This is a genomic window from Maridesulfovibrio spiralis (SeqCode) (assembly GCF_048571135.1).
GTDB lineage: Bacteria > Desulfobacterota > Desulfovibrionia > Desulfovibrionales > Desulfovibrionaceae > Maridesulfovibrio > Maridesulfovibrio spiralis.
In genome coordinates this window covers 1,337,011-1,353,510 of record NZ_CP182344.1, presented here as the reverse complement: position 1 = coordinate 1,353,510, position 16,500 = coordinate 1,337,011, and the positions used below count along the sequence as shown (strand labels likewise).

The 16,500-nt window shown below is 51.0% G+C and carries 12 protein-coding genes; 6 read left to right on the top strand and 6 right to left on the bottom strand.

Features of this window, described 5'->3' with window-relative positions; translation table 11 throughout:
- Positions 1 to 3: 3 nt before the first annotated feature.
- Together truA and ACNI29_RS06055 are read left to right on the top strand one after the other, a co-directional pair.
- Positions 4 to 816, top strand: a complete 813-nt coding sequence (gene truA, locus ACNI29_RS06060; protein ID WP_419781306.1) for a tRNA pseudouridine(38-40) synthase TruA — start codon at positions 4 to 6, stop codon at positions 814 to 816.
- Positions 755 to 2,542: a hypothetical protein gene (locus tag ACNI29_RS06055; RefSeq protein WP_419781305.1), complete on the top strand. Its 1,788-nt coding sequence runs from the start codon at positions 755 to 757 to the stop codon at positions 2,540 to 2,542. Before truA ends, ACNI29_RS06055 begins: the two co-directional genes overlap by 62 nt.
- Here the strand turns inward: ACNI29_RS06055 and ACNI29_RS06050 are convergent, their stop codons facing one another.
- Complete coding sequence (locus tag ACNI29_RS06050) at positions 2,543 to 4,498, bottom strand: flagellar assembly protein A (protein WP_419781304.1); 1,956 nt, start codon at positions 4,496 to 4,498, stop codon at positions 2,543 to 2,545.
- Positions 4,499 to 4,626: 128 nt separating this feature from the next.
- Positions 4,627 to 5,871: a BPL-N domain-containing protein gene (locus ACNI29_RS06045; RefSeq protein WP_419781303.1), complete on the bottom strand. Its 1,245-nt coding sequence runs from the start codon at positions 5,869 to 5,871 to the stop codon at positions 4,627 to 4,629.
- Between the two features lie 228 nt (positions 5,872 to 6,099).
- On the opposite strand from ACNI29_RS06045, the gene ACNI29_RS06040 reads away from it, so the two are divergent.
- The 4 genes from ACNI29_RS06040 to ACNI29_RS06025 all read left to right on the top strand — a co-directional run bounded on the left by ACNI29_RS06040 (position 6,100) and on the right by ACNI29_RS06025 (position 12,148).
- Positions 6,100 to 8,754: a valine--tRNA ligase gene (locus tag ACNI29_RS06040; RefSeq protein WP_419781302.1), complete on the top strand. Its 2,655-nt coding sequence runs from the start codon at positions 6,100 to 6,102 to the stop codon at positions 8,752 to 8,754.
- 249 nt (positions 8,755 to 9,003) lie between these two features.
- Entirely contained in the window at positions 9,004 to 10,518 is a 1,515-nt protein-coding gene (gene cobA / locus ACNI29_RS06035; RefSeq protein WP_419781301.1) for a uroporphyrinogen-III C-methyltransferase, read from the top strand.
- A gap of 265 nt (positions 10,519 to 10,783) precedes the next feature.
- Positions 10,784 to 11,458 (top strand): phosphoribosylglycinamide formyltransferase, encoded by a 675-nt coding sequence (purN, locus tag ACNI29_RS06030; RefSeq protein WP_419781300.1) that lies wholly within the window; start codon positions 10,784 to 10,786, stop codon positions 11,456 to 11,458.
- A 171-nt stretch (positions 11,459 to 11,629) separates the two neighbouring features.
- Positions 11,630 to 12,148 carry a rhodanese-like domain-containing protein gene (locus tag ACNI29_RS06025; RefSeq protein ID WP_419781299.1) on the top strand — a complete coding sequence of 173 codons (519 nt, stop codon included), beginning with the start codon at positions 11,630 to 11,632 and terminating at the stop codon, positions 12,146 to 12,148.
- A gap of 41 nt (positions 12,149 to 12,189) precedes the next feature.
- Here the strand turns inward: ACNI29_RS06025 and ACNI29_RS06020 are convergent, their stop codons facing one another.
- From ACNI29_RS06020 to ACNI29_RS06005, 4 genes are all read right to left on the bottom strand, one after another.
- Complete coding sequence (locus ACNI29_RS06020) at positions 12,190 to 13,098, bottom strand: phosphotransferase (protein ID WP_419781298.1); 909 nt, start codon at positions 13,096 to 13,098, stop codon at positions 12,190 to 12,192.
- Positions 13,099 to 13,318: 220 nt separating this feature from the next.
- Positions 13,319 to 13,873 carry an AmmeMemoRadiSam system protein A gene (gene amrA, locus ACNI29_RS06015; RefSeq protein ID WP_419781297.1) on the bottom strand — a complete coding sequence of 185 codons (555 nt, stop codon included), beginning with the start codon at positions 13,871 to 13,873 and terminating at the stop codon, positions 13,319 to 13,321.
- A gap of 13 nt (positions 13,874 to 13,886) precedes the next feature.
- Positions 13,887 to 14,132, bottom strand: coding sequence for a cysteine-rich small domain-containing protein (locus tag ACNI29_RS06010; protein WP_419781296.1), 246 nt, complete (start codon positions 14,130 to 14,132; stop codon positions 13,887 to 13,889).
- Positions 14,133 to 14,144: 12 nt separating this feature from the next.
- Positions 14,145 to 16,283, bottom strand: a complete 2,139-nt coding sequence (locus ACNI29_RS06005; RefSeq protein ID WP_419781295.1) for a SpoIIE family protein phosphatase — start codon at positions 16,281 to 16,283, stop codon at positions 14,145 to 14,147.
- Positions 16,284 to 16,500 lie beyond the last annotated feature (217 nt).

Below are 16,500 nucleotides of genomic sequence, written 5' to 3'. Positions count from 1 at the left end.
AAATTGCAAAGAATTAAACTTACCATAGCATACGACGGGACCGGCTTTTGCGGCTGGCAGTTGCAGCCTAAGTTGCGCACTGTGCAGGGCGAGCTGGAGAAGGCTATCATGCGTGTAACCGGGAGTCCGGTGCGGGTTCATGGGGCCGGGCGCACTGACAGTGGGGTGCATGCCTTGGGGCAGGTCGCTCATTTTGATGTGGACAGCCGTTTTGTTCCCGTCAGATGGCAAAGAGCGCTCAATTCACTCACGCCTGATGATGTGACCGTTCTGGATGCCGAACTTGTTCATTCCGATTTCCATTCCCGCTACACCAGGTCTCGCAAGACATATATTTACAATCTGTGGGTTGAGAACAGCTTCTTCCTGCCTTGGCGCAGGCACTTTGTCTGGAAATGCGGTCCTCTTGATCTTGAGGCCCTTGATAAGGGTATGCAGCTCTTTCTGGGCGAGCACGATTTTTCTTCGTTTCAGAATACGGGCACTGAGATTAAAACCACCGTGCGTACAATCTATGAGTTCAAACGTTACCCCGGCCAGACCGAGCAGGAAATGGTGCTCGAAGTCTGCGGCTCAGGGTTCCTGAAACAGATGGTCCGCAATATGGTCGGCTGTCTGGTGAGTATTGGGCGGGGTAAAGCAGAACCCGAAACTGTCCGATCATTATTACAGATGAAAGACAGAACTGCGGCTCCGGCAACGGCTCCTGCTCAGGGGTTATTTATGGCCGGTGTCGAATATGGAGAATCGGGCTGTGGCGGATTTGACACTGGACGGAACCAATCTGAGAATAGCGGAATCGACAGAGAAGTCTGATTCCCTGCAAAGAGTCTTCCCGGGATCATACTGGGCAGACCGGTTCAGTCGTGCCGCACGGAAAAATAAATACGAACTTACCGCTCCCTCCGTTGCCATGGAGGTGCAATCCAAAGTCAAATCACTGAGTGAAACCCTCGCTTCCTTCCGCTGGCCCGATCAGGGCTTCGGACTTTCCAGTTCCCGGCTGGTAGTCAATGATCCTCTTCTTGATAAGAATATTTCAGCTTCGCTCGTTCATAAGGATGATGTTCAGCGTTACTACCGCTATTACTCGCGTGGTTTCAGTGGAGAAGCTTTAACCTCACTTGATGCCGGCATTTATAAATTTGATATGTCACTTGGGTCTTCGTCTGATTCCCTGGAAGTGGATGTCAGTTCGGGCATGACCAATGATGAAGTGTTGGAAGCGGTGCGCGATGCGGTTAACGAAAGCTCTTTGCATGTACAGGCCCGTATTTTTAAACAGAATGCCATCGGTACAAATCCTGATGATCTGTTGGGAACCGGATCGGCTCTGGCATTCTCAGTAAACACCGCCTATGTGGTTACCGAGGAAAATCGCGGCGACAGCACGCAGGCCCTTGATTCAGCAAACCTTTTGTCCTTCAGTGATACCAGCGGACATCTCATTTCCAATCTTAAGCTTTACGCCACCCAAAAGCCGGTCGGTCCGGCGGATGAAGCTCGCTATGACCTGAACAGTGCTTCTGCCGGAGGCCCGTCACAGTTTCTGGGGAAAGCATTTGATGCTAACGCGACAACCACGCTGGCAACCGGGGATCATTCTATCGGCTACAGCATAGGGACCGAGTCCGGGACTATTGATTTTTACGTGGAAGATGGCGACGACTGGAATACGGTGTTGACCCGCATCGCCGACAGTGCGGCTTCAACTTCATCCAAAATTGACGCCGAGGTCGTTGATGGAAAGCTGGTTTCCCCGGTCTATACCGGAGACGATTATTACCTGATTGACGGCAAGGCGGTGAGCATCACTGCGGTTAATCCCAAGATAGGTGAACGGCTGGTCTTGGATCCGGGGAGCGGGTTGGAAGCTTTGGGGCTGAACGCAACTGCCCATCCCGGAGCGGATGCGGTAATGACCGTTGAGGGCTACCGAGAAGTGCGTGCCCCCGGTGAATTTGCCTTGGACCGGGGCCGGGTGACAGTGGAGCTTGAAGGAAACTTCGGAGAAAGTCTGCCGCTGCGGGTCGTCGACGCGGTTACGGAGATGGAAAAGAATGTCGGTCTGGTCACAGACGGCTACAATGATTTGCGCAAGGCCATACTGCCCGCCGAGGACCTTTTCCGTGAAGGTTTTACCGACCTCTGGCGCGATCCGGTTACTGATAATGAAGTTGATCTGGAATGGATGGGACTCAAGGAAGCGGAGGAAGAAAAGCTGCTCTGGTTTGATTCCGATGCTTTTTACGATGCTTTACTGTCCGATCCGAATAAGGTCCGTGAGTTGCTTGAAGATGAGGAAGACGGATTGTTTGCCCGCTGGCAGGTAGTCAACGATGAGGTCATTGAAAACAAGGTCAGTTCCTATCTGATCCCGGAAACTTCCCTGCCCGGACCGTGGCTTCCCGAACCTTCCCCACGTACGGAGTTGGAACTGGAAGTGAAACGGGAACTGGTTGACACTTTCGAGGACAGTTTTGATTTCGATTTTGATGAGCCTTCGGATGGAAGCGGGCGGCTTGTTTCTACCAAGGGGTGATTAAAACTTGGTGGCAATGATGGTCCGTTCTTCTGCATCGAAACGAAATTTCATGCGTGGAGTCGTCTTGCTGATCTGCACGGCCTTGCCGCCGATTCTGATTTCTACACCGGGATGGATTTTACGGTGTACCCTGATGGAAAGTAACTCCAGAGATTTGTAGTATTCGTTAAGATCTTTTGAAAGCTGAATGCGTATCTCTTTGAGTTTTAATTTGATGCGCCCTCGCAGCAACAGAATATCTTTCATCTGTTCCTTTTTTGCTGCAGGGGTAGATTGCATGATTGATTCGTTATCTCCCTGACCGACGGCGTTGTTTATTTTCAATAATCTTTCCCGCAGCGCATCCCTTTCTTTAATCAGTTCGTGGTTGATTTTTTGTTTAGCAGTAATGGCTATGATGGTTTTGACTCCTATTTCCGAGCCAATTTCATTGGCTTCAATGCCAACTTCCGAGGCAACTGCTCCGCCTTGAATAATTCCTTTGCCACCAAAGGCGGTTATCGGTCCTCTGCTGCGGATGAGACAATTGCTTATTTCATGGGTGATTATGACTTCGTCATCGCATTCAATGCGCGAATTGGAAGCGAACTGAGCTGTTATGCATCCACCAGCCTTGGTCAATCCTTTGTTGGACATGACCAGTCCACCCTTGACTTCAATGTCGCCCCCGGCGGTTACGTGTGCTCCTTCGATGGAATCCTTGACGACAATATGCGCCGGAGCTTCAACTGAAAATCCTTCCCTGATGGAGCCGTTTACATGGACCGAGCCTTTTTCCATTTTGATGTTGCCGGTGGTGTAGTCCACATCACCTTTTGTTTCCAACACATCTTTAATGGCAAGGACGTTATCCTGAAAATTTACAATTCCGGAGGCGGTGGCTTTATAGGTGATGCCGTCTGGCATAGGGGCAACATGGGAGCCTGTTTTTATCTCAAGGGGATGCCCGCCGGGTGGGGGAGTAAGTCTGCCGAAGACATCTTCACCGGCTTTGCCTTCAACAGGAGGATGGATTTTCCCAATGATGTCACCGGGGCTGACCATGGGGTGGACGCCGCGGTTCTTGAAATCAACACGACCGTCTTCTCCAGTAGTACCTATAGAGCTTGATGCCGTGTCTTCGCGGGCATATTCAAAATAGCCGTCACGTCCGGGAACCGGTTCCGTTCCGGTCACGATAACTGCTTCTTGAACGGATTTTGTTTCACGGGCGTTCTTAATTGCAGTTTGTCCCGCAACATGCTGCAACGGGCGGGCAATGTTCATCTCCTGCAGTGCCGGTTCCAAGGCACTCAGATCGTAACGCATCATGAAGCAGTCATGCGGGTAGATCTGGGCAACGACTTTCATTGCGTCTTCCGAAATGCTGATCAGCGGTTCTATCAGAATTTCATGATCTTGGATTTTTACCAATCCATATGTGTTGGATATGAGTCTGCCATTATTTGCATTCAGAGTGCAGTTGCAATCCGGGGCTAGGTCCAGCGGAGTGGGGGCGTGGGTATCCTGAGCTTCGATAACCACTCCGTTCAGGTTTTTTCCTGAGGAAGCGGGTATCGCTTCGTTGAGGGTTCCGAAATCCATCCCCGGAAGAACAGGAAAGTTCAGGTCGGCATCGGTAATGATTTGGCCATCAATGGCATTCTGCGGATAGACTGCCCTCACCAGCGCGACATTAATGATGCTTTTGCCTTCCCCGGCTCGTTTTAGGGCAAACATAGCCCCGTCATGGTCAAGTTTGCCGCTGATTCCGGCCCGTTTCAATTCGGATTTCATCAGATCAAGGGAAAGAGGAGTCCCGGATCCTTCAGCCGGAGTGTAGGCGGAGATAAATGCGGCCATCTTGTCCGGAGTCAGCTGGAATTTCAGCACGGCATCACAGCCTTCAGCAACAACTTCATTTCGTTTGTTGCGAAGATCTGCTCCCCGTGCAGATGTCGCTTTATCTGTCATCAATCATACAATCCGTCGGTTATGCCGTTGCAGTAATTACTTAACTGGAAACTAATTCTTGCTGCAATACTATATTAGTTTTTGCGAAGATACAAACATTGCCGGTGTCTATCTTCTCGGCATTTCTGCTATTTCTCTTTATGCATCACCCAGACTAAATCTTCGAGGGTGTAAAGCAGCTTTGCGTAAATCCCTCCCGCGCCGGGCGGTGGCCCGAAAAGACCGTTGCGTTGTTCGCGCAGGGCCTTGGGAAATATTGAGTGTGGTTCCAGAGTCCGCATAGTCATGGCAAAGCGTTCTGCAAGCAGATATCCGGTAACTCCTTCGTCGAAGATGTTCATATATTTCATGAATTCAGCCTTGCATGAATTCCACTTTTCAATGGAAGCATCGTCCGGTTCATGGGAAGTCACTTTGCAGATGAGTGCGTAAAGGCTGTTCAGTGCCGCACCGGGAATACCTCTTCTCCAGCCCAGCAGCCACGGATTCCGCCAGAAGAGCAGGAAATGGCCCTGTCCGGTGGCAATGATTTTTTCCAGAGATTCGCGTACGGAAATCAGGTCCGGGTCTTCCCATTTAATCGGGCTGTCGGCCAGTTCCCATGCCGGGAGAGTCGGACGCTGCTGTGTTTCCTGCCCGAGCATGCAGTCCAGAATATGCGAGAGCCAGAGGTTGGCATCAGCCGAGGCCGGGGTTTCAAGATGTGGATAACTTAAGATGAAGTTTCCTTTTCCGCTCTGCCCGGAAATAACCGCCGGACGGTCATGCAGGAATTCCGGCAGCAGGGAAATGCCGTACATGTTGTGCCAGTCATTGAGGGTTCCCTCCGGGAGTGAACTTAAGCACAGGTCGGCAACCCAGAAATCATTGCCCGGTTCGCGGTAGCGTCCCAGAGCTGTAGTGGAATCTTGTTTGTTCGGTGAAAATTGACCCGGCCACCAGACCGGAAGCAGAGCACTTTCTCCCAATGCTTCCGGAACCAGTGGGTTATTCTGGTCCAGTTGCACGTTTATGTGACCGCTTAAAAAATGATGAAGCCTGTTTTCAAAACCCTTACGTTGCCAGCAGCTTAAATTCAGGCCTCCGGCCCCGGAAAGGCCGAGTCCCGCCCCGCCGCAGAAGCCGAGGTAATTTCCGCCTTCACCTACAAATTTCTGAATTTCAAGAATACCAGGACCGCCGAGGTGCATGGCTTTTCCTTTGGCCCAGCCGCCGGGGACGATAAGTGCTGCCGGGGGCTTGCCTGAAAGAAGTCCTTGCGCTATTTGATGCCCACGCACCAATTCATGGTCGATATTCCATGATTCAAGGGCTCTTTTTACCAGCAGCCCCCAGATGTGGGAGTCATCCCATAATATATAGATACTTGACATGTTCGTGTCTCTTTATAAGTGTGTGTAGCGCAAGTTGATGAGGCGAGTGTTTTGTTTTTACCCCTGCCCCGTAAATACACGGAAAAAGAGGGCAGGCAAAGCACATCTTTTTTAAAAATATTATTATGAAACCAACTTAGCAGATATGTACGCATCGGGAAGCCGGGTTACGGTGACCCGCTACGTATTTTTTTGCTTAAGAATTTATATTTGAACAGGAGTCATGAAATGGCGGAATCAAACCTCCCCAAAGGCTATGAACCTTGGGATGTAGAAAAAAAGTGGCTTGACCACTGGGAAGAAAACAAAACCTTCACACCCGATCCCGAAGCAGACGGCGATCCTTACTCCATCGTGATTCCGCCGCCGAACGTCACCGGTGTGCTGCACATGGGCCACGCCCTGAACATCACCCTGCAGGACATCCTCTGCCGCTACCAGCGTCAGCAGGGTAAGAACGTTCTTTGGGTTCCGGGAACCGACCACGCAGGTATCGCTACCCAGAACGTTGTTGAGCGTCAGCTCAAGACCGAAGGTAAAACCCGTGACGACCTCGGCCGCGAGAAATTCATTGAGCGTGTCTGGGAATGGAAGGAAGAGAAGGGTGGTCACATCCTCAAGCAGATCCGCCGCATGGGTGCATCCGTTGACTGGGACCGCGAATGCTTCACCTTTGACGAGCAGCGAGCCAAGGCTGTGCGCAAGGTTTTCGTAAAGCTTTACGAAGAAGGTCTGATCTACAAAGGCAACTACATCATCAACTGGTGTAACCGCTGCCACACCGCGCTTGCTGACGATGAAGTAGAACATTCCCCTAAACCGGGCCATTTCTACAACATCAAATACAAACTTTCCGACGGCTCCGGCGAACTGATCATCGCCACCACCCGTCCCGAAACCATGCTCGGCGATACCGCTATCTGCGTTAACCCCGAAGATGACCGCTACAAGCACCTCATCGGCAAGACCGCTGTCCTGCCTCTCGTGGGACGCGAACTGCCCATCATCGGTGATTCCTACGTAGATATGGAATTCGGAACAGGTGCTTTGAAAGTTACCCCGGCCCATGATATGAATGACTGGGAACTTGGCCGCAAGCATGATCTTGAAGTGCTTCCCGTGTTCGATGAAGACGGGAATATCAATGAAAACGGTCCTGAAAAATATCAGGGCATGTACAAGGATGATCTGCGTAAAGTTATCGTCGAGGATCTCAAAGCGGAAGGTTATCTCCTTTCCATCGACGATCATGAACATTCCGTTGGTGAATGTTACCGCTGTAAGTCCGTCATCGAACCCCATGTTTCCGAACAGTGGTTTGTTGCCATGAAGCCGCTGGCAGAAAAAGCCCGCGCTGCTGTTCCTTCCGAGACCAAGATCTTCCCCGCCAACTGGGAAAAGGTCTACTACGAATGGCTGGACAACATCCGTGACTGGTGTATCTCCCGTCAGATCTGGTGGGGACACCGCATCCCGGCATGGACTTGTGAAGAGTGCGGTGAACTTATTGTTTCCAATGAAGATCCCACCAAGTGTACCAAGTGCTCCTCTTCCAAGCTCGTGCAGGAAGAAGACGTACTTGATACATGGTTCTCTTCCGCTCTCTGGCCTTTCTCCACACTGGGCTGGCCTGAAGAGACCCCGGAACTGGCCAAGTACTACCCCACATCCGTGCTGATTACCGGATTCGATATCCTTTTCTTCTGGGTAGCACGCATGATGATGATGGGTATCCACTTTCAGGATCAGATTCCTTTCCACCATGTTTATATTCATGCTCTCGTGCGTGATGAACACGGCAAGAAGATGTCCAAATCCACCGGTAACGTTATTGATCCGCTGGAAATGTCCGACAAGTACGGTACTGACGCACTGCGTTTTACCCTGACTTCATTTGCCGCCATGGGCCGCGATATCAAGCTCTCAGAGCAGCGCATCGAAGGTTACCGCCATTTTGTTAACAAAATCTGGAACTCCGCTCGTTTCGCACTCATGAACCTTGACGGCAATAAGCCCGAAGCATCCCTCGACGATGCAACCGGACTCGCCAACCAGTGGATTCTGCACCGCCTCGAAGAAGTAAAGGACACTATGCGTGAAGCTGTTGAATCCTATCGCTTCAACGAAGTTGCCCAGACCATGTACAGGTTTATCTGGAACGAGTTCTGCGACTGGTATCTTGAAATGATCAAGCCGGACCTCTACAGTGATGATGAGTCCCGCAAAGGCGCAACCCTCAAGGTTCTGTGGACCGTTCTCTCCGAGACCATGGTTCTGCTGCATCCGGTAATGCCTTTCGTAACTCAGGAAGTATGGTCCGTACTGCCCGGTATTGAGAACGACGACATCGCAACCGTTGCTTTCCCCGAAAAGCGTGACAACTGCCGCAACGCACAAGCTGTGGAGCAGATGGAACTTTTTCAGGGACTCGTTTCCGCAGTACGTAACATCCGCACCGAACTGCTCATCGCTCCCTCCAAGAAGCTTGAGCTTATCGTTCGCACTGCCAACGACGAAACCGCAGAGCTGGTCAACTCCAATGTTGAGCTGATCAAAGCCCTCGCTCGTCTGGACAGCGTAACTGCCGGTCCTGACGCAGAAGGACCAAGCGCATCCGGTACCGCAGTTGTACAGGGTAACGAACTCTTCGTACCGCTGGCAGGCGCAGTTGACTTCGAGTCCGAGCTTGCCCGTCTGGACAAGGAATTTGCCAAACTGGACAAAGATCTCGTTGTGATAGAAAAGAAACTCTCCAACAAAGGTTTTGTCAGCAATGCTCCCGCAGCTGTTGTTGAAAAGGAAAAAGCCAAGCTGGAAGAGATCAACGATAAAAAAGCAAAGCTTACCGAGCTGAAAGATCGTCTCGTGAGCGTAATGGAATAAAGTTATGCCTCCGGCAGCCTCGCGGGGCGCCCAGCCGGGGGCCTTAAACCCTTTTCCAAAAGGGTTTAAGAATCCCAAAACGTTTTGGTAAGGCTTCGCCGTGTGGATTTGTTTCTACGGCGTTAAATATAATTTTAAGACGGTTCTCTGCTTACGCAGCCAAAGCTTAATGAAAGTTTTAGGAGAGGCCAGAGAACCCTTTTCCAAAAGGGTTCTCTGGCCCCCGGAGGGCCGCCGGAGGCATATTTTATGGGTTTAGTATATCTTATTGGTGCGGGTCCCGGTGATCCCGGTCTGCTGACTGTTAAGGCTAAAGAGGTGCTGGAAACCGCAGATGTTCTCATCTACGACTATCTGGCAAACATTGAATTTCTGAACTACTGCAAAGCCGATTGCGAGATTTTGTATGTAGGTAAAAAAGGCGGCGACCACACCCTGCCGCAGGACAAGATCAACGAACTTATCGTTGAGAAAGCGAACGAAGGAAAAGTCATCGCGCGTCTTAAGGGCGGCGATCCTTATGTCTTCGGTCGCGGCGGTGAGGAAGCTGAAGAGCTGGTCGAAGCCGGAATCGACTTTGAAGTCATTCCCGGTATCACTGCCGGTGTTGCTGCTCCCGCTTACGCCGGTATCCCGGTAACCCACCGTGATTTCACTACTTCCGTATGCTTCATCACCGGACACGAAGATCCTACCAAGGAAAAATCCGGCCACAACTGGGAAGTATACGCCAAGTCCACCAGCACACTGGTTTTCTACATGGGCGTGAAAAACCTGCCCATGATCGCGGATAACCTGATCAAAAACGGTCGCGATCCCGAAACCCCGGTAGCACTGGTTCGCTGGGGAACACGTTGTAACCAGCAGTCTTTTGTTTCCACCCTTGAAAACGTTGCCGAAGAAGCAAAAGAGCGCAAGTTCAAGGCTCCTTCCATCATCGTGGTCGGCGGTGTCTGCTCCCTGCATGACAAACTGGCATGGTTTGAGAAACGTCCTCTGCTTGGTAAAGGTGTTGTGGTTACCCGTGCCCGTGAACAGGCCAGCGGCCTTGTTTCCACTCTCGGCAAACTCGGTGCCTGTGTACACGAGTTCCCGACCATCAACATCGAGCCTGTTGCTGACTACTCCGATGTTCAGGCTGAAATTAAAGCTCTTTCCAGCTGGGATTGGCTGATTTTCACTTCCGTAAACGGCGTGAAGCATTTCTTCAACCAGCTTGATGAAGCAGGTCTCGATGCCCGTGTATTTGCCGGAATTGAAATCGCCGCCATCGGACCCGCAACTGCCGATGCTCTGGTTGCTAAAGGTATCCGCCCCGACTTCGTGCCTGAAAAGTACGTTGCAGAAGGTGTTGTTGCCGGGCTGCTCGAAAAGGGCATCAAGGGTAAGAAAGTGCTCATTCCCCGCGCTAAAATCGCCCGCGAAGTTCTGCCCGAAGAACTGCGCAAGGCCGGAGCCGAGGTGAAGATTCTGCCCGTTTACGAGACCGGACTTTCCGAAAATGATCCCGGCCCCATCGCCGAGGCCCTCGAAGCAGGAAAGATCGATTACCTGACTTTCACCAGCTCCAGCACCGTTGAAAACTTCTTCAACCTCATCGAGCCGGAAGTTTTTCATAAATATAAAGATAGTGTGAAAATCGCCTGTATCGGTCCCATCACCGCCAAGACCCTTGAAGGGTTCGGTTATGAGCCGGATATACAGCCCGAAGATTACACCATACCCGCACTGGTCGACGTTCTGGTGCAGGAAGCTTCTGAGTAATTAATGAAAAGGAGGACCTTTGCGGTCCTCCTTTTTGTTTGCCTCCGGCGGCCTCGCGGGGCGCCCTGCCGGGAGCCTTAAACCCTTTTGGGAAAAGGGTTTAAGAATCCCAAAACTTTTTGTTAGGGCTTTGCCGGTAGGTATATTAAAGTTGTTGTTAATATCTGTGTCTCGCTTTGGGCTATGTTGCTAAATCTGTTGATAGGCGACCTATCAGGCGAAGCGGCGAAGCCTTATTAAAAAGTTCTTTGGCCCCGGAGGGATCTTGAGTCTTCCAATAGCAGTTCTTATTTCTGGCGGTGGATCAAATTTACAATCCATTATTGAAAAGATGGAAGATAATGTTCTGGATGTGGACATCAGGATGGTTCTATCCAACAAGGCTGGCGCCTATGGCCTGAAGCGGGCCGAAGCTTACGGCATTCCCACTGCTTCATTGAGCCACAAGGATTATTCCTCGCGTGAGGAATTTGATGCCGAGATGGTGCGTATTCTCAAGGATGCGGGAGTCGAGGCTGTGGTCATGGCCGGATTCATGCGTATCATCACTCCGGTTTTCCTGAACGCATTTCCCGGCAAGATCATAAATATCCATCCGGCGATCCTGCCCAGCTTTCCCGGTGTGGACGGACAGGGCGATGCCGCAGCTTACGGTGTGCAGCTGGCCGGATGCACGGTTCATTTTGTGGACGAGAAAATGGATCACGGCGCAGTGATTATTCAGGCCGCTGTCCCGGCCTATCCCGGTGAAGATGTGGATGAACTTCGTGAGCGTATTCTTACTCAGGAACACCGCATCCTGCCGCAGGCCACCCAGTGGTTGGCAGATGGGCGTATCTCGGTTGAGGACCGCTTTGTGAGGCTTGCTGAAGCTGATGTTGAGTTGGCTCCGACAGACGGGAAAAGTCTGGTTAATCCGCCGCTTGAGAAAGGTTTTTAGGTTGCATTAATTTGTTTTGATATACGGTTTTAAGCCTTTTGTTTTCAAAGGCCCCATGATTTGTCTTCATGGGGTCTTTTGCTGTTTTTGAGTTGTTGCGCTTGTGATATGTTTTCCCCGTGTAATCTGAAACATACTTTGTAATCAGCCTTAAATATTAGAGGAGGGACCATGCGGAAAATAGCGTTGAGTTTGCCACTTTACATTTTGTCTGTGTTTTTTCTTGCTGGAATTGTTCAGGCAAAAGAACCGATAGATATTATCAAAGCCAATTTGCAGAAGCGCACCGAACAGCTTAAAAAGGCGGTCCCTTCAATGTCGGTGCAGGAATTCAAAAAACAGCTCGATGCAGGGAAAGATTATGCCGAAATCATTGATGTGCGTGGACCGGATGAATTTGCTGCCGGGCATATTTCCGGGGCGGTAAACATCCCGCGCGGCAGGGCTGAATGGGTTGTCCCGGAAACGGTCGCTGATCCCGGTCAAAAGATAATTGTGTATTGCAGATCAGGTTCCCGTGCGGCTTATGTGGTCAAAATGCTGCTGGATGTCGGTTATAAGGACGTGACCAACGTGCAGGGCGGATTTAAGGGCTGGATTAATGCGGGGTATCCATTTGAGAACATGCACGGCGAAAACATAATGGTTAAGGGCGGAATGGCCAAAAGAATGCAAACTGAGTGTTTCTAAATTAAAACGTGGAGCACAGTTCATGTGCTCCACGTGTTTTTCTATCCCATAACCGCCAGCAGAAGCTCCATGAATTCCAGCTCCATTTCAAGCATTTCATGATCCTTTTTGCGTAGCCATTCGGAAAGCCATGCAAAGCGAAGTGCCGGGATGTAGGCCGGCAGTGATTCGTAGCTGTCGTCGCTGATATCAGTGTTGTCGTAAAGACCGTCCATGAAAGCAGGGATCAGGCCTTCGCCCAAAGCACCGGGGTTCTCAAAAGCGACACAGCCGATCATGTTCGCAGCGTCATAAATTTCAGGGCGTATGCCGGAAAATTCCCAGTCGATGATTGCACCGATTGTTTTGCCTTTCCAAAGCACATTCAAAGGATGGAAATCCCCGTGGCAGAAAGCCTTGGGCAGTTGTGTGAACCGCTCCATCTTGGGGAACAGCCGTGCGCAGATCGGTTCCAGACGTTTGTATACTTCCGGCTCCCGGTCCTTGACCGTATCAACAAGCCGGCGAGCATATTCGATCAGCGCAAAAGACTGATCAGGCCCTTTCATTTCCTTGCCTTTGGTGTGTTCACGCAACTGGGAGATGAATTTTGCCAGCTCAGTGCCTCGTTCAGCGTCGTAAACAAATTCCGGTCTAGGCAGTTCGTCTGACTGATAAAAAGGCGAGAGCTGCCACGGAAAGCCCATCACATCGGAAGTCAGCCGGCCCTCGGTATCCTTTTGGTAAGGCAGCAGCCATTCCATGCCAGATTCCTGCAATGTAATCAGGTTCCCGCCAATGTTGGTCCGTGTTTCGACTTGAGAAGTGGCAATGCGTTCCATCAGCCAGAGCCGATTCTCTGTGTCCTCAATCACCGAACGGGAAACAGCACGTTCCGGGCTTCCGGGAATATTTTTATCGTTATGTCTCTCAAGTGTTTCAAGTCCCCAAGGGGAAAGAGCGTCTATCATATTTGTATGCCTCAAGTGCCCTCGCAAGAATGGGGGCTTGATGCGCTTCCGCGCTATTTAAGAATGAATAGGTATACTTTCGGCGACCCTGCCGGGGGCCTTAAACCTTTTTATTAGGGCTTCGTCGTTTCATATTTCAAAGCCGTCTTGGGGGGCTATCTGCGAAGCATAATTAAAACGTCTTTGAAAGAGAGGGGATGGGGTCTGGGGAAGGCAACCACTAAAATACTTCAGCTTCGAACCAGAAAATATTGGTTGCCGGGTCCTGCCATGCGCTGGGCTCCATTCCTGCTTTCTGGCAGGTCTGGGCGAGGAACTGTTCTCTGTCCCATTGCCAGTCAACGGCCACCTGCGGCAGCAGCAGGCCGGACTGGTGTCCGCGCTGCATGATCAGGCCATGCCGTCCGACCACAATCTGTTCCACATCCTTGCAGACATCAATGGGGCTGAGGATGGAAATTTCAATCTCGATTTCGGGGAACTCCTCTGCGCTGAGCGGTGGAAATCGCGGATCTTCGAAAGCTGCTGCGCGGGCCATTTTCCAGATGGTTTTATAGAGAGGACCTGTGCCTTGGACATTGCCGATGCAGCCGCGCAGATGTCCGTCCTTATTCAGGGTTACGAAAGCCCCGAAATTTTCACGCAGATGCTCGGTTACTGGTTCGGGCACGGATTCTTCCTGCTGATTGAAGCGGCAGGTGATGCTTTTGCGGACCAGACCTTTGAGATAGTCTTTTTCTTCCTGAGAGAGGGCGAATGTAAAATTATCTGACATGGTTACTCCGGGCTTATTTCTCGTTTGCTTCTTTAAGCTTCTTGATGACGTAGTCGTAGCCTTCCGGGCGATGCGGAATCTTGCAGTCGGTACAATCCTTTATTCCTTTGGCGGTCAATTTGAACCGGCCTCCGCAATCTTCCAGCAGGTAGAGCGGGCAGAAGCAGAATAAGCAGTTGAAAGAAGTTTCGTCACTGACCTGATGGCAGGGGAAATAGCGACAGTCGATGTTTCTGAAGAAGCGGTGGCTGTTTTCCATGGCTGTACCTTTTTAGGATTCCTTGGGCCTGTTAAATTCATTTACTTTGATGATGACCAGGGTGATGTCATCTTCCTGCTCCATGCCGTCCTGAAATTTGTAAACGGCGGCGATGATTTCCTGCTGGATTTCGGCTGCACTGCGCTGGGCGTTGGCAAAAATGACTTGGTCGAGGCGTTCGCGGCCGAACATTTCGTCCTTGGTGTTGCGTGCTTCCCAGATTCCGTCTGTGCCGATGAAGATGATCTCCCCTTCGTGCAGGTCGATGTCAAATTCATTGTATTCGGCTTCATCAAAGATACCCAGTGCCAGCATAGGCGACCCCATGAGTTCGCGGGTTTTGCCGCTGGCGGGATCGTAGATAGTGGCCGGGTCATGTCCGGCGCGGACGTAAGTAGCTTCGGAGTTGTCCGGTGACATTTCAAGGCAGAACAGGGTCATGAACCGTCCGGTGTCCCCGATGTCGGAACAGAGAAGCCTGTTGACTTCTTCAATGCGTGTGGCAAGCGGTTCGCTGTGTCCTGATGCATGCTTGAGATGCGCGCGTCCGGTGGTCATGAGCAGTGCTGCTGAGACTCCGTGTCCGGTAACGTCGCCGAGCAGAATCCCTGTTCCCCCGGAACCGGGAGGGGTGTAGTAGTCGAAATAGTCGCCCCCGGTTTCATCGCAGGAAATGCTGACACCGGAAATATCCAGCCCCTTGGCTTGCGGAGATTCCATGGGCAGCAGATTGGTATGGACTTCCTGCGCCAGCTCAAGGGATTTACTGATCCGTAAGTGATCCTGCAGCTTGGGTATCATCTGGTTGAAGGCCCGGGCAAGGGTTTCTCGCTCATCCCCGGTCTTGACGTCAACATGCACGGAGAGGTCGCCTTCGGAAATTTTTTCAGCGGCATCGGTCATGGCCAGAAGCGGTTTGAGAATTTTACGGCTGCCGACAAAGGCCACCAGCGCAACCGTGAGCAGGGTGAAAAATGATGCAGCACCAACAGCAACGTAAAGATTCTTGCTCAGGTCCAAAGCCTGTTGAGCCGCTCTGTCCGGTACTCTGGTAATGATCCGTTCAGGAGTTATCAGCACGTAGCTGCCTTCACCTCGAAATGGTGCAAAGGACCAGACTGAATCAACACCGTTGAACGGCATGCGGATTACTCCTGATTCTCCTTTGCTTATGGAAGCGATCATCTTGTTCAGGAGTTTTTTGTTGGTGGATTGTAGATAGCGCACCTCGTTTGGCAGTCCGGTCATCCATGAAATATTGGTTTCATCGTGTCCGCCTTCGGCCCAGATTTGCAGCTCTACTTTATCGTCAGTCCTTACCGGGCCGACCACAAAGGTCTGGATGGCGTTGGACCATTGTGATGAGAGATCCTCTTTACGCAACAGTTCCACCAGCTGGATATCAATGGCAACTACGCCGATGATTTTGTCGCGACGGTCCCGGATAGGCTTGGAAAGCGTGTAGACCTGCTGTCCGGTGCTGGCATCAATGAATTTATCCCAGTTGATGGAGCCTTTTGCTATTGCTTCGGAGAACCATGCCCTTTTGCGCGGATCATAGTTCTCGGGATAGTTTCCGTGTCCGGGGTAGGCCATGTGCAGGCCGGAATTGAGGGTAATGTATATGCGGTGCAGCGCGGTCCCGGCTTCGTTGAAAAAGGATTTGAAGTCGGATTTGAGCTGATAGAGTCTAGTCAGGTCAGGGCTTTTCATCAGGCGTTCTTTGCCTTTGGGGTAGAAAAATACGGGTTCCTCAAGACTGACCAGTGACGGTGTCTTTTTACCTTTTTCGCTGAGTACGAAATATTGTGAAGAAGGTCCGAAGTCGTCTGGCTGACGTCCTTTGATATTGAAATCTTCAGCGAAGTAGACTTTCGGTTTGCCCTGCACCGGGTCATTAAGCATGTCCTCGGCTTCTGCACCAATGGCTTTTAGCGCAAATTCGAGTGATACGGCTTGCTGCTGCACCAGTTTAGCCGAATCCTTGGCGGACTGATGCATTTCATCTGTCAGGATTTTGATCATATCTACCCGGAGGTTCTGGGACTGGATTTTGCCCAGTTCCTGAATGCCCTGACGGCTTATGACTGAAACTACCAGGAGTGGAATAAGGCTGAATGTCAGCAGCAGGATGAATAATTTTATGCGCATGCTCATGTTTTTTGTGTATTTTTTAGCCAGATATGCGTTTTGGGGGTCGCTTCCATGCACTGACAATGATATACTGAAAGTGACTTCCGCAATTATTACCGTTTGTTTCACTTTTCAGTGTATCTGCTTTATTGCCGGACGGCAACGAAGGATTGGAAATTGCATCAGAACTTGTGACGGGCAGTTGTGTGCCGGATTTCCGGCATTGTTGACCATC